Origin of the sequence: Citrobacter telavivensis, from assembly GCF_041807075.1 — a bacterium.
GTDB classification, from domain to species: Bacteria; Pseudomonadota; Gammaproteobacteria; order Enterobacterales; family Enterobacteriaceae; genus Citrobacter_A; species Citrobacter_A telavivensis.
Genome location: NZ_JBGUBF010000001.1, coordinates 615,501 through 637,007 on the forward strand (window position 1 = coordinate 615,501; position 21,507 = coordinate 637,007).

The window sequence follows — 21,507 nt, forward strand, 5'->3', positions numbered from 1 at the left end:
GCATTACATACAGATATAGCACAGGCTATATTATATAGCTATTGCTAAAACGTTAATTTTTTGTGCCCGGGCAACTCTGGTTTACAATGAGCGCTCTCCAATTAGATGCTGTTAATGCGTCACAGGAATGAGGAAGCAGAATGAGTCGTCGCGCAGGTATGCCAACAACAAAAAAAGTGACGCAGTTAGTGAACGTTGAGGAACACGTTGAAGGGTTTCGTCAGGTGCGAGAGGCTCATCGCCGCGAACTGATCGACGACTATGTTGAGTTGATTTCTGACCTGATTATTGAAGTCGGCGAAGCGCGTCAGGTGGATATGGCGGCCCGTCTCGGGGTGTCCCAACCGACGGTAGCCAAGATGCTTAAGCGTCTGGCCTCGGTGGGACTGATAGAAATGATCCCCTGGCGCGGCGTTTTTTTAACCCCGGAAGGGGAGAAGCTGGCGCAGGAAAGTCGTGAACGCCATCAGATTGTGGAAAACTTCCTGCTGGTACTGGGCGTAAGCCCGGAGATAGCCCGACGTGATGCGGAAGGGATGGAGCACCACGTAAGCCAGGAAACGCTGGAAGCCTTCCGTCATTTTACGCAACAGCACGGAAACTCTATTGAATGAGCCTGCCTTTTTTACGGGCGCTGAAACGCGACCGTTTTTTCCATTTACTGATAGTGGTGGGTGTTGGATTGAGTGTGTGGGTCCCGTTCACGCCACAGACCTGGCCCGGCGCAATTGACTGGCACACCATTATTACCCTCAGTGGTCTGATGATGTTGACCAAAGGCGTCGAACTGAGCGGTTACTTTGATGTCCTGGGCCGTAAAATGACCCGGCGTCTAGCGACGGAGCGCCGTCTGTCGATGTTCATGGTGCTGGCGGCGGCGCTGCTTTCGACGTTCCTGACGAACGATGTCGCGTTATTTATCGTCGTCCCTCTGACCATTACCCTGAAAAAGTTGTGCGCAATACCGGTCAACCGTCTCATTATTTTTGAAGCGCTGGCGGTGAATGCGGGTTCTTTACTTACACCCATCGGGAATCCGCAAAATATCCTGATGTGGGGGCGTTCTGGTCTCTCCTTTGTTGCGTTTATCGGTCAGATGGCACCGCTGGCCGTTGCGATGATGTTGACGCTGCTGGTGCTCTGCTGGTTTTGCTTCCCCAATAAACCGCTGCAATACCATACCGGGACAAGTCAGCCAGAGTGGCTACCCCGGCTGGTGTGGGGCTGTCTGGGACTGTACATCGTTTTTCTGACGGCGCTGGAGCTTAAGCAGGAATTGGTTGGGCTGGCGATTGTGGCCCTCGGTTTCCTGTTGCTGGCACGCCGCGTGCTGTTGAGTGTTGACTGGACGCTGCTGCTGGTGTTTATGGCCATGTTTATTGATGTCCATTTGCTAACCCAACTGCCGGCGTTGCAGGGGGTGCTAAGTCATGTTGGTACGTTGTCTGAACCCGGACTGTGGCTGACGGCAATTGGCCTGTCGCAAGCGATCAGTAATGTTCCCAGCACTATCTTACTGCTGAACTATGTCCCTCCTGGCATGCTGTTGGCCTGGGCGGTTAACGTGGGTGGATTCGGCCTGTTGCCGGGTTCGCTGGCGAATCTGATTGCCCTGCGGATGGCGAATGATCGACGCATCTGGTGGCGCTTCCATCTCTATTCGGTACCCATGTTGATATGGGCTGCGGCTGTAGGATTTGTTCTGCTTAAATTTTAGTCGCGATTCCCACTCCATTCTGACAAAAGCAAATCCATCTCCTGATTGAATGGATTTGTTTGATCTATTTATTTACTTTACTGTAAAGTAAATAAATAGTGATTAAATAAGCTGAGCAAATGACGGACACAAGATTGTTGGCTTGTGCGGCCTCTGTTCAGCGGACCCTGATGGGGGAAGTGGCTCATGCTGGCACGTTTTTTTGTTATCCGACCTGTTTTTTCCGCAGTGATGGCTATCTCAATCATGGCCGCAGGAACGCTTGCGCTGTTTCTGTTACCCGTTGAGCAGTATCCCGATATTGCTCCTCCGGGCGTGAATATCACAGCGAACTACCCAGGGGCATCTGCACAGACCGTTGAGGACAGCATCACCCAGGTTCTGGAACAACAGATTAAAGGGATTGACGGGCTGCTCTATTTCTCATCAAGCAGCAGTTCTGCTGGCCAGGCCCGAATCAACCTCAGCTTTAATCAGGGGGTAAACCCCGATATGGCACAGGTCCAGGTACAAAACGCGGTCAACCAGGCGATAACACGCCTGCCGCCGGAAGTGCAGCAGCAAGGAATTACCGTGACCAAATCGCAGGGGGATAGCCTGATGGTGGTCGCGCTTTATGATGAAACCCGGCAGCTAAGCAGTCTGGATATTAACGATTTTCTCATTAGCACATTGCAGGATCCCCTCAGTCGGGTTGATGGCGTTGGCGAAACCACCGTTTTTGGCGCGCAATATGCGATGCGCATCTGGTTGGACCCTTACAAGCTCACCAGTTATGGGTTGATGCCATCCGATATCCGGGCTGCTATTGAAGCTCAGAATGCCCAGGTCACCGGGGGCGAGATAGGCTCACTGCCTGCAGTAGAGGGGCAATATCTCAATGCGACCGTGATGGCGCAGTCGCGACTTGAAACGGTCAAACAATTTGAAAACATTGTCGTTCGTATTAATGGTGATGGTTCTGTCATCTATTTACGTGATGTTGCCCGCATAGAGTTGGGGGCAGAAAATTATCAGAACCAGACGACTCTCAACGGCTATCCGGCCGCCGGGATTTCCATTCAGTTGGCATCAGGGGCGAATGCCCTGGCGACAGCTGAAAATGTTCGCGCTGAAGTGGAGCGTCTCAGTGTACAGTTTCCGCAAGGGGTGATCAGCGCTTACCCGCGTGACAGTACGCCGTTCGTGACCGTTTCCATTGAAGGCGTGGTATGGACGTTAATTGAAGCGATCATCCTTGTGATTGTGGTGATGTATCTGTTTTTGCAAAACTGGCGCGCCACATTTATTCCTGCGATCACTGTACCGGTCGTCCTGCTCGGTACGTTCGGCATTTTAAGTGTCCTGGGCTACAACATGAATACTCTGACTCTTTTTGCCATGGTGCTGGCGATTGGTCTGTTAGTCGATGACGCTATCGTGGTTGTCGAAAATGTTGAGCGAGTGATGGCCGAAAAAAATATGACGCCTAAGGAAGCGACATTGCATTCAATGAGGGAAATCACCAGTGCGCTGATTGGTATCGCACTGGTGTTAGCTGCCGTTTTTGTTCCAATGGCTTTTTTTGGCGGTTCAGTGGGAATAATTTACCGTCAGTTCACCATAACCATTGCGGCGGCAATGGCACTTTCCGCGCTGGTGGCATTAACATTGACGCCGACCCTTTGTGCTCATTTGCTGAAAAAAGAGCAGCCGAAGAAAGGAGCCTTTTTTATCTGCTTTAACCAGGGGGTGGAAAAGAGCCAGCAGCGTTATTTAGCCACGCTGCGACGGATAGTTTCGCGCCCCTTACGTTCATGCCTTATGGCGACGTTACTGGTGCTGTTTATGGTGTGGGAATATCAACGATTGCCGACGGGTTTTCTTCCTGATGAGGATCAGGGGGCGGTGATGATTCAGTTTGCGCTCCCTACCGGATCGCCACTGTCTATGACCCAACGCGTGGGTGATTCCATTACCGATTATTTTCTGACGCAAGAGAAAGATAATCTCAGCGTTATCTTCATGGTCACGGGGCGCAATAATGCGGGTAGCGGCCAAAATGTCGGAATGGCTTTTGCGGAATTAAAGCACTGGGACAGGCGAAGCGGGGAACAGAATAGTGCCAGAGCGATCATTTCCCGTGCGAACCAATACTTCAAAACGGTACCTCTGGCATCAATTAACGCGATGTCCCCACCGACGGTCCGCGGGCTTGGACAGTCCAGCGGATTTGAAATGTGGCTTCAGGATCAATCGGCCAGCGGATATGAGGCGCTGTTGCAGGCGCAGCAGGCGCTTTTACACAAGGCCAGTGCCAGTGAACATCTCACAGCGGTCAGAATTAACAGCCTGGAAGAAAAGGCACAGCTACAGGTTGCAATTGACCCACTGAAAGCCGGTGCGCAAGGCGTTGTTCACGCTGATATCAATGAAACGCTTTCCGCTGCCCTGGGGGGCGTTTATATCAATGATTTTATCGATCGTGGACGTGTTAAAAGGGTGTATATGCAGGGGGATGCCGAGTGGCGGGCAAACCCTGAGAATCTTGCCGCCTGGTTTGTGAAAGGTGCGAGTGGCAATATGGCCTCTATCGCGAGTTTCGCGTCATTCAGATGGACAACGGGTCCACAGATGCTGCAACGTTTTAACGGTTTGCCCGCGGTTCAATTTCAGGGGAATGCCGCAGCAGGCACCAGCTCCGGTCATGCGATGGACGTGATGGCAGAGAAGGTAGAGGAAATGCCCGGTCTGGGTTTGCAGTGGAGTGGTTTGTCGTATCAAGAAAAAGCGTCGTCCGCGCAGACTCTCTGGATGTACATGGCGTCACTCATCTTTATTTTTCTCTGTCTTGCCGCTTTGTATGAAAGCTGGTCAATTCCACTGGCTGTCATGTTGATAATCCCACTGGGAATTCTGGGGGCGGTGACTGCCTCAATGCTCGTCGGATTCAATAACGATATTTATTTCCAGGTTGGCGTATTGACCACCATGGGATTGTCGGCAAAAAACGCGATTTTGATTGTCGAGTTTGCCCAGTCGCGTATCGCCGACGGTCTTGATATCACACGAGCGGCGTATGAGGGCGCAAGGTTACGTTTGCGTCCCATTATCATGACCTCACTGGCATTTGTGGCAGGCGTTATCCCTCTGGTACTCTCTACCGGGGCGGGCGCAGCCAGCCGAATAGAGATCGGTACCGCCGTCATTGGGGGAATGCTTTCAGGTACGGTATTAACGCTGCTTTTTGTGCCGCTGTTTTTCATCCTTATTCGACAAGGGTTACGGTATCTGAAGAAGTAAGATTTCATCGATAAATCATTAAGGACAGTTTTAATGGCAAATCAACGTGGGCGTCCGATGAAAGCGCGCCCTCGCATTTTACAGGCTGCTTGCGATCTTTTTCTTGAACAGGGACTTGATGTGTCGTTAGACACCATCGTCGCCACTGCCGGGATCTCCAGACCTACACTGTATAGCCATTTCCCAGGGGGGAAAGACGCGCTGCTGGTTGAAGCGTTTTCCTTTCTCAATGACAGGATGCAGCCGCCGCTCCAGCAGATGATGACGGATAACGCGGACTGTCTGCCAGCATTACTACTCGGCTTCGCGAAAGTAGTACAAGAACACTTCTATGCCCCTGAGCATATCCATTTCCAGCGTTTGTTAATTCAGGTTCTGGTACAGAAACCAGAGCTTTACGCCACGCTTAAGCAGCGTCCAACAGGGCGCGTATTACAGGCGCTGGCAGAGATACTGAAGCAATATCAGGAGCAGGGGAGAATACAGTTTGATAACCCGACACTGCAGGCGACCGCCTTTCTCGGTGCGGTAATGGGATACCCATTACCAGCCACATTGATTGATCAACAACCGATGGATAGCCGTGTGCTGGAGCAACTTGCGCACTCGGCGGTTCAAACCTTTCTTATCGCCTGGCGCTACCATTAAAAAAGGGCTCAGTGGATGAACCCTTTTTCATTAACTTGATGAATCCAAAACAATCAGTTCAGACGAACGGGCATCCCTGAACGGTTCTGAACCGCCTGTTCCACCACGTTCTGGTCAACATCGGGCTGGTTAGTGATGTTCTGAATGCTCTTCGACAGCGTGATCGGTACGATTTCGCCGCCTTCAAACTGCGCTTCGGTGGTCGACAGCGGGTTGTGAACCTCGATGTAACGACTGCCATCTGGCTCCGTCGTTGCTTTTACCGGCTCATCGATAAACTGTACGCGCGTTCCGACAGGCACATTCTGGAACAGGAATTTGATGTCTTCGTTACGCAGACGCACACAGCCGTGGCTCACGCGCAGGCCGATACCGAAGTTTGCGTTGGTACCGTGAATGGCGTACAGACGGCCAATGTACAGGGCGTACAGACCCATCGGGTTATCCGGACCGGCAGGCACGACAGCGGGCAGCGGTTCGCCTGCGGCACGATATTCAGCGTGCATTTTCGCCGTTGGCGTCCAGGTCGGGCCGGCTTTCTTACGTTCTACTTTGGTGGTCCAGTTGATTGGCGTGTCTTTACCTAACTGGCCGATACCGATTGGCAGGACGATCACGGTATTGGTGCCTTTCGGGTAGTAGTACAAACGCATTTCCGCGCTGTTGATCACGATGCCTTCATGCACGGTGTCCGGCAGAATCAACTGCTGCGGAATGTTCAGCACGGTGCCGCCTTTCGGCAGGAAGGTATCCACGCCCGGGTTGGCTTCCAGCATGTTGGAAAGCCCCATCTGGTATTCAGCAGCAAAATACTCCAGCGGCTGCGAGTTACCTTCCGGGATGGTGATGACCTGATTCTGACCAATGACGCGACTACCATCCGTTGGCAGAGGATAGGTGACAGCGGATGCGGTACTGCAAAAGCCGACTACCGCGAGTGCTGCCGCGAAAAACGTTGTTAATTTCATATTCATGTTATGCGAGATTCATTGCCTGGCAGGCTGTTGGGTTGAGAATTCTGTAGTGTTGGGAGCGCATTATATGTGCATTCCTGTTAACAGGGAATTCAGATGTGTACGAAATCACATTTTTTTCCTGTTCCCCCAGTGTAGTCGTTTGCTACAGGGCGCGATCTTATTTAAGACTTGTGGCATAATATGAGGTTTGTCACATATTCTTTAGGATACGTCCGTGTTAGTTTCCAGCAACGTCACCATGCAGTTCGGCAGTAAGCCGCTGTTCGAAAACATTTCCGTCAAATTTGGCGGCGGCAACCGTTACGGCCTGATTGGCGCTAACGGTAGCGGTAAATCCACCTTCATGAAAATTCTCGGCGGCGACCTCGAACCGACGCTGGGTAACGTTTCTCTCGATCCCAACGAGCGTATCGGTAAGCTGCGCCAGGATCAGTTCGCTTTTGAAGAGTTCACGGTGCTCGACACGGTCATCATGGGCCACGGTGAGCTGTGGGAAGTGAAGCAAGAGCGCGATCGCATCTATGCGTTACCGGAGATGAGCGAAGAAGATGGCTACAAAGTGGCCGATCTGGAAGTGAAATACGGCGAGATGGACGGTTACTCTGCTGAAGCGCGCGCCGGTGAACTGCTGCTCGGCGTGGGGATTCCGGTAGAGCAACACTACGGCCCGATGAGCGAAGTCGCTCCTGGCTGGAAGCTTCGTGTGCTGCTGGCGCAGGCGCTGTTTTCCAATCCGGATATTCTGCTGCTTGACGAACCGACCAACAACCTGGACATCGATACCATCCGTTGGCTGGAGCAGGTGCTGAACGAACGTGACAGCACCATGATCATCATTTCGCACGACCGTCACTTCCTGAACATGGTGTGTACGCACATGGCGGATCTTGACTACGGCGAACTGCGTATTTATCCGGGCAACTACGACGAATACATGACCGCCGCGACGCAGGCGCGCGAACGTCTGCTGGCGGATAACGCCAAGAAAAAAGCGCAGATTGCCGACCTGCAATCCTTTGTCAGCCGTTTTAGCGCTAACGCCTCTAAATCTCGTCAGGCGACGTCTCGCGCCCGTCAGATTGATAAAATCAAACTCGACGAAGTGAAGGCGTCCAGCCGTCAGAACCCGTTCATCCGCTTCGAGCAGGACAAGAAACTGTTCCGTAACGCGCTGGAAGTGGAAGCGCTCAGCAAAGGCTTTGATAACGGCCCGTTGTTCAAAGGGGTCAACCTGCTGCTGGAAGTCGGTGAAAAGCTGGCGGTACTGGGAACCAACGGCGTGGGTAAATCGACGCTGCTGAAAACGCTGGTCGGCGATCTGGACGCCGATAGCGGTACGGTGAAATGGTCTGAAAACGCGCGCATTGGCTACTACGCGCAGGATCACGAATATGAGTTTGAAAACGATCTGACGGTCTTCGACTGGATGAGCCAGTGGAAGCAAGAAGGCGATGACGAACAGGCGGTGCGCAGCATCCTCGGTCGTCTGCTGTTCAGCCAGGACGACATCAAAAAGCCGGCGAAGGTACTTTCGGGTGGTGAAAAGGGTCGTATGCTGTTTGGTAAGCTGATGATGCAGAAGCCAAACATTCTGGTGATGGACGAACCGACCAACCACCTTGATATGGAATCCATCGAATCGCTGAACATGGCCCTGGAGATGTATCAGGGAACCCTGATCTTCGTTTCTCACGACCGTGAATTCGTGAGTTCACTGGCAACCCGCGTGCTGGAAATAACCCCCGATCGCGTGGTGAACTTCAGCGGTAACTACGAAGATTATCTGCGCAGTAAAGGCATTGACGGCTAATTTCCCCGTCGCCTTTCATGTGACAGGTGTGGTCAACACACCTGTCACGATTTGGCGTTACGCCATCCCCAGCGCGCGCTTGCCGTGGATATTCAAATCCGCCAGCGTAAAGCGTCCTTCCCAGTCTGTTTCGTAATCCTCACGCGGGAAATCGCCTGGCGAAGCCCCTTTTTCCAGCGCCGCTTTTACTTTGTGCGCATAGGCCAGATTCTTCTCGCACAGGGGAGCGGCGGGAATGTACATCACATTTCCCCATCCCTGTTGATTGTCGACCGGCGCCACGGAGTGAATCACATCGCAATGCCACCAGACGGAATCGCCGGCTTCCAGTGGCGGAATGCTGGTGAGCGCCTCAATCAACAGAGGATGCCACTGTTCGGATATTGGCAGCACCCGGCCCGGCGACACGCCACACAGTTCGTCTTCCGGGACATCATCCATCAGCGGACGTAACAGCACATACGCCATGGCTTCCGGAATGGGCACGACATGCAGCAAGCCCTGACCGGGCAGCATATCCGACAGCGCGGTCCAGCCCTGGAAGGTGCGGAACACCGAACATTTGGTGGTGTTATCCACGGTATACTCTTCCACCTCGGTGCGATGAGCGGCATGCCACGGATCGTATTTCGCCAGATTGCCGTTAAAGACACTGGCGAAAACGCGCTGATACGCCGGCAGCAACCAGCGCTCCAGCGCGCCGGAATCGGTGTGCGCACCCAGCCCTTTTGACGTCGTGCCCGGCGGACGGCGGCGGATCCTGTCCGGATAGATCACGCTCACATCCGGGTTAAACCACTGCTTGCCCTCGCTTTCAAAGGTCCACAGACGGTTGAGGAACGATTGCACGTTCGCCATCTCCTCACTCTGCCGCGCCTGCATTTGCGCCTGCGACCAGTAGATCGGATAGATCTCCGGACGGGAGGCGCTGAGGGTGCCAAAAAAGTTATCGCCAGGCCCTTTATACACCTCGTCAAAGCGGTTGCGGTCCAGATAGTCCAGCATCGACCGATCCCAGGCCAGCGCCCGCTCGCGCGGGAAGTGACCTTTGATAACCGCACAGCCCCGACGTTTGATCTGTTCACGCTGCTGCGCTGCGATCGTGCCAGCGTTGATATCGGCATAGGACAGCTCAGGCCAGACCGGCGCGCCCTGTGCTTTGAGCGCGTTGATTTCCGCCACGCGGGTGGCAATGGCATCGCTAATCTGGCCGAAGATTTGCTCAACGTCGCCAAGCTGCGCCCGCAGTTCCTGCTTCATCTGACGGATAGCCGCTTTGTGATCGACCGGTAATGTGTCGCTTGTGAAGGTAAAAGCCATAACCACCTCGCATAACTTTCATTCGAAACTTGTTTAACTTACAGGTGATAATATAAGTTATAAAAAAGTTAATGCAAGTTTAAATGTTTGCTGGTGAGATCGTCGCGCCATTTGTCCAGGGCAACGCATACCAGAGGTCTGATGATTGGATTGTGGCGCCCGACGGCGCCATAAAGGGCAGGGGAACAGCTTACTTCGCGGCAGTCGCTGAGCTGACTAACTTTTGGTGCAACTTTTTCCAGACTTCAATATAGGATTCCGTCATGTTACTGAGCGTTAATTCCGGACGATTTACGCTCTGGCGAAACACCTGGTTATCCTGATCGCGCCAGAGTTGTTCAGCCTGTGAGAGATAGTGGATGATGCGCTGCTGTAGCGCGGCAACGGTTGGTTCGCAGGCGTAATCAGAAGGCATGTATGCATCCATACCCAGTCCTGGCGTCGCGATCAGTGCGCAGTTTGAGAGCAAGGCTTCCAGGCCGACAATACCGAAACTCTCCTGAATGCTGGGGAAGACCACAATGTCAGTTTCCGCAAAAGCCCGTTTTTTTTCCTCGCCCTGAACAAATGTCAGACCTTTAAAGCCTTCTTTTTCCATGTAGTCAGGGATCTTCTCTGGCCCATAAACCCGGGCCTCAACCCGGTTGCGATAGGCTTCTGGCAGCGTATTGATCGACTCACGAAAAATCTGGAAGTTTTTCACAATATCGGTGAATCGCCCAAAGAAGCTGATGACCACTTTACCTTGCGGATGGCGGATTTTTGTTTCCGGGTAATCGGCGAAATCGACACCGATAGGGAAGATATCGGGGGGAACAATATCGGCGGAGACATGCTGAATAATTGAACGGTGCGCCCAGTCGCTGTGAAGCACTACCGCGCCACTCTGACGTACCGCGATTCGCTGTTCCCAGTAATGCTGCATACCTTTCTGAGTTCGGGTCAGATAGTGCTGCATGCCGATATAGCTGGAATGGAGCGTGAATTGCACTCTGTGTAACTCAAAGTAAAACGGTAACAGAGGTGAGTTTTCGTGCACTGAGATAATATCGGGCTTGAACTCATTGAGTATGGGCTGAATTTTTTGCGCGGTACTCCATGCCACATTCAGGCTCAGTGATTCCAGGGAGGAGTCAAAAGGCAATGAAGGTTCAACGGCAATCTCATAATCAGCCAGTGTTGACGCCCGGGTTTTCTGATTGTTCAGGTATAACACCCTGAAAGGGTAGCGACGGCGCGTTAATTCCTGCCAGAAATGCTGATTGAAAAAGCCCAGGCCACTGAACAGCACATCAGGGGCTTCGGTGGTGACAATTAAAACGCGTGGTTGCATGACCATTCCTGTTATCAAATGCGTTTGGTATAAATCGTCAGGGAGGCAGACGGACAATATTATCCGTCTGCCAGGGCCCTGCTACTGGCTAGAAACGGTATTTGATCCCTATCATTGCCTGAGTATCACTGTAACCACTGTTCCCTATTTGCTGCGTCACGTTGCCCCACATATCCAGTTGTCGGGAGAGTTGTCCCTCAACCCCGATTTTGGCTTCACCAATATTGCGGGTGCCGGCAATTTCATTGCCCTGGCCATTGATACTGGCCCCAAAATCACGGGTGTTATGGATCCAGTTTGCTTCGATGAAGGGTTGGAACTCGCGATTTTTGCCCTTGTCTACCGTGCTGTGTCCTTGCAGATAGGCACGGACACCCAATCGACTTTGAAGATTACCATCGCCCTCGAATGAGACGCGCGACCCGCCGCTGCTTTGGCGTTCAGTATGATCGCTGGATCTGACGCCCATCCAGATAAGCTGGGCTTTAGGCTGGATGTAATATCCCACCGCATCGGTTTCTCTGCTGCCTAATTCAAAAGTATAACCCGCTTCTACAGAGGCGGTAATGCCGCGAGATTTATACTTCTCGGTCGCCAGCTGATCGCCTTTCACTTCGTTATCAAACCAGTTGTAGAGCACCCAACTGTCGACATAGCTACCGGTTTTTTTCTCATCGTTGGCATACCAGGTTCCGTATAAACCCGCGCTATAGCCTTTGACCGAGCCTTTGGATTGATAGTGTGAGTATCTGGATTCGGTATTGTTACTTTGCCGGGCGTAGCCCGCCATGATACCCAGATGCCAGCGATCCCGTTGATCGGAACTCCACTGCGCAATGTCACCGCCAATTTGCGCGACATAGCGATTTCCCTGGTTTTTCAATTGACCTGAACTGTCCTGAGAGCGGTTATGCCCACCGACCTGACGAAGCCACAGGCTGGTTGTCTGTTCCCCGGTTAACGCATCGGTATACTGCGCTTCACCGAGGCGATCGTGAAGACGTGTCTGGAAGAGGGTATTGGCGGCCATGTGGTTAACCATATAGCTGCCGATTTCCGGACGTTGCACGGGTTCAGGATCCTGGGGATCCGGCGTGACCGAAGGCAGTTCGGAGCGCAAGTACCAGTTGCCATCCTGAACGCTGAGACTATTTTTGTGTAAATAGTATTCATATGCTCCCCCGACAATACGCCCGCTCTGCGTGAACACCCCTGATGAATCGCCATTGACCTCAATGACTTTTATGCCATCACGGGTTTGCGCCCCGGTGCCACCGAGATTATTGATGGACAGCACGCTTTGGCCTGACGTTGAGCCGTTAATAATGAGCTGGTCGGTCAGTGAGTTATCGTCACCCAGAACCGTATCAAGCGCAATAACGCCGCCGTCTCCGACATAATCCCCGTTAAGGGTAAAGCGATCGCCAGCGACATTATTGGTTAACTGCAGGCTACCCTGATTTCGGAACGTCGCCAGGTTATCAAATAGCGCATGATTGGCTGTCCCGTCCGGGCGCGCGGTGAGGGAAATTACGCCACGGTTGACAAGTTCCGTTGTGCCTCCGCCAAAATCACTGGTCGCTACAGGCGCGACGGTATCCCGGATACCGTCGCGATCCGAATCAGACCACTGCCGCACGTTCCAGACACCCGTAGCGTCGTTAATCACCGTATCCTGACCGCTGGAGAGGCGTACGACGCCCGTCATGGTCCCTGCGTTAACGATGCGGGTTTCTGCTCCGCTATAATGGGTACTGTCTACCGGTGAATTGAAAAGGGTGGGATCGCGCAAATAAAAACCGTCAAAACCTGCCACGTCGATCGCCACATCGGATAGCGCGCCAAGCGTGGCACCTTGATCGATTTGCACAGTGGACTGCGTTCCCCCTGTGGTTTTGATACCCGCGCCTTCGCTTCCCCCCTCGACAACGCTGTCGGCCTTCAGGTGAACATCAAACACGCCCTGCGGATCGACAATGATGTAACCGCCGCTGGACCAGGTATATTCGGGCGGGGTGCTTTCTATGCGAATGGCATCACCGACCTGGGAACGAATCACGCCTGAGCTGGTAATCCGCGATTCCAGCGCCTGCGAATAGATAGCTGCGGTATCTTTACTCGCGCTGTTGTTAACGATCTGGCTTCCGGACTGCTGAAGAACTGAACCAATAGCTAACAGCCCGCCGGATGCGCCAGCCAGATAAACCCCAGCGTGCTGTGTCTCCCGGATATTGGTTTTATCAAAAATTATGCCACCAGAAGGGCCCGTAATCGGCCCAAGCGGATCCGCCGCATCGCTGTCGGTTACCTTACCGGTATAGATGTTTCCCGATGTGCTGACTTCTATTTCATCAAGAGCAAGGGGATTGCCTTGGGCCTGTATCCCATTCTGATCGGCCGTGAGCGTCTTACCCGCGTCCAGAGAGATGACGACCTTATCAGACTGCATCCCGTTCTGAGCGTTGAATGAGTAGGCAGGGTAAGGGGTAGGGTTGTCGATATCTGCATGAATATCAATATTCAGTTGGTTACCGTTTTGTACGCAACTCACTCCAGCCTGAGGCGCCAGGTTATTACAGTCATCTGCGTAAGCAGAGTGGGCTGCCAATAAAATCGCGCTAGCGAGAAAAGTCTTATTAAAATTTCCCGAAAGAAACGTGAAATTCCTTACCTGGTGTAATTTCAGAGTGTAATCCATGTTAACTTGTCCATAATGATTAAATTATAATAAAAAATTTAACATTTAATGAGTGGGGCAAACAATGGTTCCTGTTTGTCAATTAATAGTCTAAATGATTTGTGTGTGCATGAAAATAAAATAGACATCACTTTAATTGCGTTGTGGTTGTTTTGTATGTTTATCAATAAGTTAATAATGAATTTTTTTTAGCTTACGGTGATATTGGTTATCCGTAAAAAATATGAAGCTATCTGTTGCTGTAAAGTAGTTGCCAGAGGTTGAGTGTTATAAAAGAAACCTGTTGCGACGCTAATCCAAAAGAATTAAGAATTTTACCAGCCTGAAGATATCTATATAAAGGAATAACAAAAAAACTTTCCATTATTATTATCAAAAATCCTAATATTGATAATAATAATCTGAATGCGGCATCCGGATTAAAATATTCTCCAGTCGCCGCATTCAGGCATTACACGTTGAAGGGGGCCGTGTTATCCAGCACAGCCTGGATCACGTTCAGCGCACCCTGATGGTTATTGTCATCCGTCTGATAGCGGGAGAGCGCTTTGATACTGTCGGTGGCATTCGCCATGGCGAAAGAGTAGTGCGCCATTTTCAACATTTCTGCATCGTTGCCGCTGTCGCCAATGGCGACCACCTCCTTCGGTGAAAGGTTCCAGCGTTTCAACAACCGGCTGATGCCATTGGCTTTGTGGAGCCCCGGAATGATCAGATCGATAAAGCCGAAACCGCTGGTCACAGGTTTCATAATGCCGTCCAGCGCCGTATGCAGCTTGTCGATAACCAATGGGATCTGCTGATCCGGCAGATTCAGAGAGAACTTAAACAGCACGTCGTCGATGTCGTGATAGTCCTTCACCGGCTTCAGGCGGTGATAGTGCTTTGCCATGAGCGCAACAAAGGACGCCGGGGCGTGTTCACTGACGTAAGCGCTTTGCAGACCGCAGGCGACAAAGTTGAGCTGTTTATCCTTGAGCAGTTCGCCGATCACGCTCCGTGATTCATGACGGGTAAGTTCGCCGTGAAAAAGCTGTTGGCCATGCTCAAACACCAGCGCGCCGTTTTCGGCAACGAAAGAGATCTCGTCTTTGAGTTCGGGGAAGAAAGAGATGAGCTGAAAGTACTGATTGCCGCTGGCGACGACAAACTCAATGTTGCGTTTCTTTAGCTCGTGGTATTGCGCCATAAAACGTGCGTGATCGTACTTTTTGGCGTCATTGAGAAAAGTTCCGTCCATATCGGTGACGATAACTTTAACGGTCATATAAAGCTCCTGGCTCAAAACTGCGACCAGAAACATTTTAATAACAATGTGACCTAAAGCACAAATTTAATTTCGAATGAAAGCAAAAGCGCCGGATGGCGGCTGCGCCTTATCCGGCCTACGGAGAGAGGCTTGTAGGCCCGGTAAGCGCTAGCGCCACCGGGCGTGAGTGTTAAAGCATATGTTCGGTACGGGCGATGATATCGTCCTGCGCGTCCGGTGAAAGCGCGGTGAAGAAGGCGGAATAACCGGCTACGCGGACTACCAGATCACGATACTGGTCTGGGTGCTTTTTCGCGTCCAGCAGGGTTTCGCGCGAGACGATGTTGTATTGAATGTGCCAGCCTTTGTGCTCTTCAAAGAAGGTTCGCAACAGGATCATCAGTTTCTGCTTGTCGGACTCGTTCTCAAGCGTCGCCGGGTTCAGCTTCTGGTTCAACAGCACGCCGCCCAGAATCGAACCGGTAGGCAGCTTGCCGACGGAGCCAATCACCGCCGTGGGACCAAGATGGTCGGTACCGGATGCCGGGCTTGCCCCTTCAGCCAGCGGGGTATGGGCTTTACGACCATCAGGCGTCGCCATGGTCGCTGCGCCGAACGGCACGTTTGCCGAGATAGACGAGGTGCCCGCGTAGTAATTGCCGCCGACCGGGTCGCGTCCATAACGCGGGTTATGATATTGCTTCAGTTCATCGATATAGGTCTGATAAGCACGGGCCAACAGGGTATCGACGGAGTCATCATCGTTGCCATACTTCGGCGCGCCGTTGATTAAACGCTGGCGCAACTGCTCGTGGGTCAGGCCGTCAAAATCATCTGCCAGTGCAGCTGCCAACTGCTGCTGACCAATTGCTCCCTGTTCAAAGACCAGTTTTTTCACCGCGGCCAGGCTGTTGCCGAGGTTCGCGATACCGACCTGCAGGCCGGATACCCAGTCATACTTCGCCCCGCCTTGCTTAATGCTCTTTGCCCGCTCAATGCAGTCATCCACCAGCGCCGAGCAGAGGATATCGTGCACGTTCTCTTCCAGCATGGTATCGACCACATACTCGATCTCAATCGATTTGCGCGTGTAGTAGCGGATCTGGGTATCCCACGCCGCCATCACCTCGTCGAAATTGTTGAAGTTACCGGCGGAGAGCGCTTTTTCCTGTGGCAGGAAAACTTTCCCGCTGGTGGCGTCCCGACCACCTTCCAGCGCAGCCAGCATCACGCGGGCAAAGTTGATAAAGCTCATGCCGGTGCAGCGGTAGCCCCACTTGCCGCCCACGGCGGTTTCGATGCAGCCAATCGCCGCGTAATCGTAGGCGTCCTGCGGCTCAATACCGAGCTTAATGAATTCCGGGATCACGATTTCATCGTTGTTAAATGCAGGCATACCAAAGCCGCAGCGGATCACCTGTACGCAGGCGTCGAGGAAATCATTGCTCATCCCGGCGTGATAACGCACGCTGAGGTTAGGCTGGGTGGAGCGCAGACGCCCACAGGATTCGAGGATCGCGTAGGAGAGCGGATTGACCGCATCCATCGGCTGACCGTTGACCAGGTTTTGTCCGCCAATGGTGACGTTCTGATACAGCGGGCTGCCTGCGGAGGCTTTAGAGTGCGAACCGGAGCGGATTTTGTTCACTTCCAGCAGTTTCAGCCAGCAGTTGTGCAGCAGCTCAATGGCGTGTTCGCGGTCCAGCGACTGGTTCAGTTCCACATCGCGGCGGTAGTATGGATAAAGATACTGGTCCATGCGCCCGAACGATACCGAGTGACCGTTAGACTCAATTTGCAGAATTAACTGGATGAAGTAGCACAGCTGCAGCGCTTGCCAGAAAGTCTGCGGCGGCTGGTGAGCGATAAGATCGCAGTTTTCCGCCATCGCCAGCAGCTCGTTACGGCGGCTGACGCGTGTCTCTTCGCTCGCCATTTTACGCGCCAGCTCGGCGAAGCGGGCGATGTGGTCGCTGACGGCAATCAGCACAATATCAATGGCTTTCAGGAATTGCTCGCCATGCAGATCGTCGAGAACGGTCAGGTTAATGCGTGAACGGCGCTCCGCGACTTTTGCCCGCAGGCCGTCAATGCCTTTTTCCAGTAGCAGCGGGAAGTTGACCGCCAGGTGCGCGTCACCGGAGGTCATGTTGCCTTCGGCTTTGATAATACCGGTTTCCAGCAACCCTTTTTGCTCATCGGTAAACATGCCATAGCAGCGATCCTGAACGGTTTGGCCGCGCCACCACGGACAAACGCTATGCAACACGCGTTTGTTCTCTTCACTGACCGCAAAACCCGCACCCGGACGATCGGCGAGATCATCGATCTCTTTTTCAATCCACGAGACGGTGTATTCCGGGAAGATCGGCGCGGCGCGCACTTCGCTCGCCTGGTTGCCGACGATCAGCTCGTCGTGTTTGATCCAGATGGTCCGTTCAGCCAGATGATGCGCCAGCGCCAGCGCGCGACGTACCGGAATCGGTTTGTCCAGATGCTGCTGGTACATTTCGGTGTAATGCAGCGCACGTTCGGTACAGACCGGCGGTTTGACGATGTGCACCAGCGCGGTTTTGTGCGCTTTGATGCGGTCGCTGAGCGTATCCAGTTTCAGTTGGGTCATGAGATTATCCTCGTAATGTCGCGGTCAAACCTTTCGTGCAGGCGTACTGCTGCGCAAAGGCGAGCAGATCGGGTGCATCCAGCGGCTTGTCCGGCGCGTTGTAGGGTTGGCTGAGTAAGTGGTATTTGTTGATGCCCAACGTGTGGTAGGGCAAAAAGTGAATCTCGCCAACGTGCAGTTCATCGGCGGCAAAATCGGTAATCGCTTTAATGCTTTCTTCATCGGCGTTAAACCCCTGAACCAGCGGAACGCGGATGATGATTGTTTTTCCGGCGGCGGCGAGCTTTCTCAGGTTTTCCAGCACGCGTGACGCGCTGCCATCCGTCCATTGCTTAAACGGCGCGTCGGCGACGTGCTTCAAATCCGCAAGGAACAGATCGATCCAGGGCAGTGACGGTTCAATGTATTTCCACGGCACATGCAAACAGGTTTCGACCGCGGTATGAATGCCCGCCTCATGGCTTGCTTTTAAAAGTGATGCCGCCAGCTCCGGCTGCATAAACGGTTCGCCGCCGGAAAGCGTAATACCGCCGCCGCTGCGGTCATAAAAAGGTTTATCGCGCAGAACGGTGGTCATAATCTCATCGACGCTTTTAACGTCGCCGCAGACGGTCAGAGCCTGAGTAGGGCAGCAGTCGGTCAGGCTGGCAAGATGCGCGTCAGTCAGTTTTTCGCGATGGATAAGGAGGCCATTCAGCGCGCGTTCGATAACGCCCGGTGCCGCCTGGGCGCAAAGCTCGCAGCCTTCGAGGCACAGACGTGCGTCAAACAGCAGATCCTGCGTGCGTGCCCGGCTTTCCGGATTCTGACACCAGCGACAGCCCAGAGAGCATCCTTTAAGGAACACCACGGTGCGGATACCGGGGCCATCGTGAGTAGAATAGCGCTGAATATTGAAAATCATAAACGGCCTCTCGTATTTCGTATAAAGATTAAATAACTTTCGAATGAAAGTTATGTTGACGTGCGTCAACTAACAGAGAGGTTTTGCCGTGGTATCTTTCTTTTATGCAAACTAGTCGTTGAGGAATGATTATGGAACTCTATCTGGATACGTCCGACGTTGACGCGGTGAAAGCACTGGCGCGAATTTTCCCGCTGGCGGGCGTGACCACAAACCCCAGTATTGTTGCGGCGGGTAAAAAACCGCTGGACGTCTTACTGCCACAATTGCATGAAGCAATGGGGGGGCAGGGGCGTTTATTTGCCCAGGTGATGGCGACAACGGCAGAAGGGATGGTGAGTGATGCGCGTAAACTGCGTGCGATCATTCCTGATATCGTCGTGAAAGTGCCCGTCACGGCGGAAGGTCTGGCGGCGATCAAGTTGCTTAAAGAGGAAGGTATTCCGACGCTGGGAACGGGGGTGTACGGTGCGGCACAGGGCCTGCTGTCGGCACTGGCGGGGGCGGAGTATGTTGCGCCTTACGTCAACCGCGTGGATGCACAGGGTGGCGATGGCATTCAGACCGTTACCGATTTGCAGAATTTGCTGAAGATGCACGCGCCGCATGCCAAAGTGCTGGCAGCCAGTTTCAAGACGCCGCGTCAGGCACTGGATTGTCTGCTGGCGGGCTGTGAATCCATCACCTTACCGCTGGACGTTGCCCAACAGTTGATTAGCTCTCCGGCTGTCGATGCGGCGGTGGCGAAGTTTGAGCACGACTGGCAGAGCGCCTTTGGGCGTTCGTCGCTGTAAGTTGTCGTTGTAGGCCGGATAAGGCAACGCCATCATCCGGCAATTCGCGCCGTCATTGCCTGATGGCGCGACGCTTATCCGGCTTACAATCTGATCAGGATGAGGCTTCCCCACACACCTCGCAGCCCGGATTTCGCATCAGCTTCATTTCGCGGAACTGGCTGGTCATGGCGTCGTACATGACGATTTTTCCCGACGCTGGCTGACCATAATGCGCCAGCAGCTTAATGGCTTCCATCGCCTGTAGCGACCCAATCACGCCAATCAGCGGCGCCATCACCCCCGCCTCCACGCAGGTTAATGCATTTTCACCAAACAGACGGCTCAGGCAGCGATAGCAGGGCTCACCCTCTTTGTAGGTAAAGACGGTAACCTGACCTTCCATGCGGATCGCCGCGCCTGAAATCAGCGGGACTTTTGCCGCGTAACAACCGGCATTGAGCTGATTACGAATCGCGACGTTATCGGTGCAGTCCAGCACCAGATCGTGTTCGGCGATAAGTGTCCGAAGGGCGGTCTCGTCCAGCAGCGCATTAACCGCAGTGATAGCCACGTGCGGATTAATACGGCTCAGCGCCGCATGCGCCGATTCCACTTTCGGCTGGCCGAGGGTCGCATCGCTGTGTAGCGTCTGGCGCTGTAGATTCGACAGCGACACGGTGTCAAAATCGAGCAGCGTCAGGTGGCCGACGCCAGCGCTCGCCAGATACTGCGAGGACGCGCAGCCCAGCCCACCGAGACCGACAACCAGCACGTTGGCTTCCTTCAGCGCTTCCTGCCCGTCAAAGTCAAAGCCGCGCAGGATTATCTGCCGGTTGTAACGCAGCATCTCCTGATCGCTGAGTTCCGCCATCAGAGGCCTCCGAACAGCGCATTGAAGGGCTCGACTTCCACCCATTCACCGGCTTCAACGTTACCGCGATCGCGTTCCAGCACAATGAAGCAGTTCCCCTGACTGAAGGAACTGAAGACGTGTGAACCCTGATGACCCGTGGTGCTCACCTCCAGCTCGCCGTTGGCGGTGCGCTGGAGCACGCCGCGCTGGAAATCGAGACGACCCGGCGTTTTCTTCAGCCGTGAGGTGGTACGCACACGCTGGCGTGCAGGCAACCCGCTGGCCGCGTTGCCGCTCAGTTTCGCCAGCAACGGCTGAACCAGTTGGTAGAACGTCAGCGCCGCTGACACCGGGTTACCCGGCAATCCGCAGAACCAACTGTTGCTCAGTTTGCCGAAGGCGAACGGTTTGCCGGGTTTGATTGCCAGCTTCCAGAAGGCGATTTCGCCCAGCTCTTCAAGGATGGTTTTGGTGTAATCGGCTTCACCCACCGACACGCCGCCGGAGCTAATCACCACATCCGCCTGGCTGTCGGCTTCGATAAACGCCGTGCGCAGAGCGTGCGGGTCATCGCGGATGATGCCTAAATTGATCACGTCGCAACCCAACTGTTGCAGCATCAGATGCACGGTCAGGCGGTTGGTATCATAAATCTGGCCTTCGCCGAGCGGTTGTCCCGGCAGTTGCAGTTCATCACCGGTCGAGAACAGCGCGACGCGGACTTTCCGCACGACCTGGACGTCGGCAATACCGAGCGATGCCAGCACCGGCAGTTCGCCGGTGGTCAGGCGCGTACCGGCAGGGAAAACCACCGCATTTTGTTTAATGTCTTCGCCACGATGGCGGATGTTTTGCCCGCCGCGGACGTCGGCGGTAAAACGCACGCCGTCATCAGTCTGTTCCGTCTGCTCCTGCATTACCACGGCGTCACATCCCGCCGGTACCGGCGCGCCGGTCATAATGCGAATGCAGCTCCCCACAGGCCATTCTCCCTGGAACGGTTGACCGGCGAACGCTTTACCGGCGACCGCCAGCGGCTGTCCGCTGGCGAGATCGGCCAGTCGCACCGCATAGCCGTCCATCGCCGAGTTATCGAAACCCGGCACGTCGAGCGGCGAAACCACGTCGGTCGCCAGAATACGGCCAAAGCACTGCACCAGCGGCAGCGTCTCAACGGCAGTCAGTGGGGTAACACGCGATAACATTTCGGTAAGCGCCGTTTCCAGCGGCATCAGTCCGGCGGTAAATTCCATGAAAACACTCCTGCGGGGCAAAATCGAATCCGCCTATTATGTCAGAAAACACGAGGGGACTGTA

The 21,507-nt window shown here is 53.6% G+C and carries 15 protein-coding genes; 6 read left to right on the forward strand and 9 right to left on the reverse strand.

Features of this window, described 5'->3' with window-relative positions; all coding sequences use genetic code 11:
• Positions 1-140: 140 nt before the first annotated feature.
• The 4 genes from mntR (at position 141) to ACERJC_RS02895 (ending at position 5,647) form a co-directional block, all read left to right on the forward strand.
• Positions 141-614, forward strand: coding sequence for a manganese-binding transcriptional regulator MntR (mntR, locus tag ACERJC_RS02880; RefSeq protein ID WP_152405342.1), 474 nt, complete (start codon positions 141-143; stop codon positions 612-614).
• Entirely contained in the window at positions 611-1,717 is a 1,107-nt protein-coding gene (locus tag ACERJC_RS02885; protein WP_373670962.1) for an anion transporter, read from the forward strand. Before mntR ends, ACERJC_RS02885 begins: the two co-directional genes overlap by 4 nt.
• 186 nt (positions 1,718-1,903) lie before the next feature.
• Entirely contained in the window at positions 1,904-4,999 is a 3,096-nt protein-coding gene (locus tag ACERJC_RS02890) for a multidrug efflux RND transporter permease subunit (protein ID WP_373670963.1), read from the forward strand.
• A gap of 33 nt (positions 5,000-5,032) precedes the next feature.
• Positions 5,033-5,647 carry a TetR/AcrR family transcriptional regulator gene (locus ACERJC_RS02895; RefSeq protein WP_373670964.1) on the forward strand — a complete coding sequence of 205 codons (615 nt, stop codon included), beginning with the start codon at positions 5,033-5,035 and terminating at the stop codon, positions 5,645-5,647.
• A gap of 53 nt (positions 5,648-5,700) precedes the next feature.
• Here ACERJC_RS02895 and ldtB read toward each other — a convergent pair whose 3' ends face one another.
• Entirely contained in the window at positions 5,701-6,621 is a 921-nt protein-coding gene (gene ldtB / locus ACERJC_RS02900) for a L,D-transpeptidase (RefSeq protein ID WP_046477740.1), read from the reverse strand.
• Positions 6,622-6,838: 217 nt separating this feature from the next.
• Here ldtB and ACERJC_RS02905 point away from each other — a divergent pair, with 217 nt between their 5' ends.
• Positions 6,839-8,434 (forward strand): ABC-F family ATPase, encoded by a 1,596-nt coding sequence (locus tag ACERJC_RS02905; RefSeq protein ID WP_373670965.1) that lies wholly within the window; start codon positions 6,839-6,841, stop codon positions 8,432-8,434.
• A gap of 57 nt (positions 8,435-8,491) precedes the next feature.
• Here the strand turns inward: ACERJC_RS02905 and ACERJC_RS02910 are convergent, their stop codons facing one another.
• The 6 genes from ACERJC_RS02910 to ACERJC_RS02935 form a co-directional block, all read right to left on the reverse strand.
• Positions 8,492-9,754 (reverse strand): DUF1479 domain-containing protein, encoded by a 1,263-nt coding sequence (locus ACERJC_RS02910; protein ID WP_373670966.1) that lies wholly within the window; start codon positions 9,752-9,754, stop codon positions 8,492-8,494.
• A gap of 190 nt (positions 9,755-9,944) precedes the next feature.
• The gene (locus tag ACERJC_RS02915; protein ID WP_373670967.1) at positions 9,945-11,087 is read right to left on the reverse strand and encodes a glycosyltransferase family 4 protein; all 1,143 of its coding nucleotides are present in this window, start codon (positions 11,085-11,087) and stop codon (positions 9,945-9,947) included.
• Positions 11,088-11,175: 88 nt separating this feature from the next.
• Positions 11,176-13,638: an autotransporter outer membrane beta-barrel domain-containing protein gene (locus ACERJC_RS02920; protein ID WP_373670968.1), complete on the reverse strand. Its 2,463-nt coding sequence runs from the start codon at positions 13,636-13,638 to the stop codon at positions 11,176-11,178.
• A 598-nt stretch (positions 13,639-14,236) separates the two neighbouring features.
• The gene (locus tag ACERJC_RS02925; RefSeq protein ID WP_152405334.1) at positions 14,237-15,052 is read right to left on the reverse strand and encodes a Cof-type HAD-IIB family hydrolase; all 816 of its coding nucleotides are present in this window, start codon (positions 15,050-15,052) and stop codon (positions 14,237-14,239) included.
• Between the two features lie 172 nt (positions 15,053-15,224).
• Positions 15,225-17,657 carry a glycyl radical protein gene (locus tag ACERJC_RS02930; protein ID WP_373670969.1) on the reverse strand — a complete coding sequence of 811 codons (2,433 nt, stop codon included), beginning with the start codon at positions 17,655-17,657 and terminating at the stop codon, positions 15,225-15,227.
• Positions 17,658-17,661: 4 nt separating this feature from the next.
• The gene (locus ACERJC_RS02935; RefSeq protein WP_371895649.1) at positions 17,662-18,561 is read right to left on the reverse strand and encodes a glycyl-radical enzyme activating protein; all 900 of its coding nucleotides are present in this window, start codon (positions 18,559-18,561) and stop codon (positions 17,662-17,664) included.
• A 131-nt stretch (positions 18,562-18,692) separates the two neighbouring features.
• Here ACERJC_RS02935 and fsa point away from each other — a divergent pair, with 131 nt between their 5' ends.
• Positions 18,693-19,355 carry a fructose-6-phosphate aldolase gene (gene fsa, locus ACERJC_RS02940; protein WP_373670970.1) on the forward strand — a complete coding sequence of 221 codons (663 nt, stop codon included), beginning with the start codon at positions 18,693-18,695 and terminating at the stop codon, positions 19,353-19,355.
• A gap of 94 nt (positions 19,356-19,449) precedes the next feature.
• Here fsa and moeB read toward each other — a convergent pair whose 3' ends face one another.
• Positions 19,450-20,208, reverse strand: a complete 759-nt coding sequence (gene moeB, locus ACERJC_RS02945; protein WP_373670971.1) for a molybdopterin-synthase adenylyltransferase MoeB — start codon at positions 20,206-20,208, stop codon at positions 19,450-19,452.
• The gene (moeA, locus tag ACERJC_RS02950; RefSeq protein WP_373670972.1) at positions 20,208-21,443 is read right to left on the reverse strand and encodes a molybdopterin molybdotransferase MoeA; all 1,236 of its coding nucleotides are present in this window, start codon (positions 21,441-21,443) and stop codon (positions 20,208-20,210) included. Before moeA ends, moeB begins: the two co-directional genes overlap by 1 nt.
• Positions 21,444-21,507: the final 64 nt, after the last annotated feature.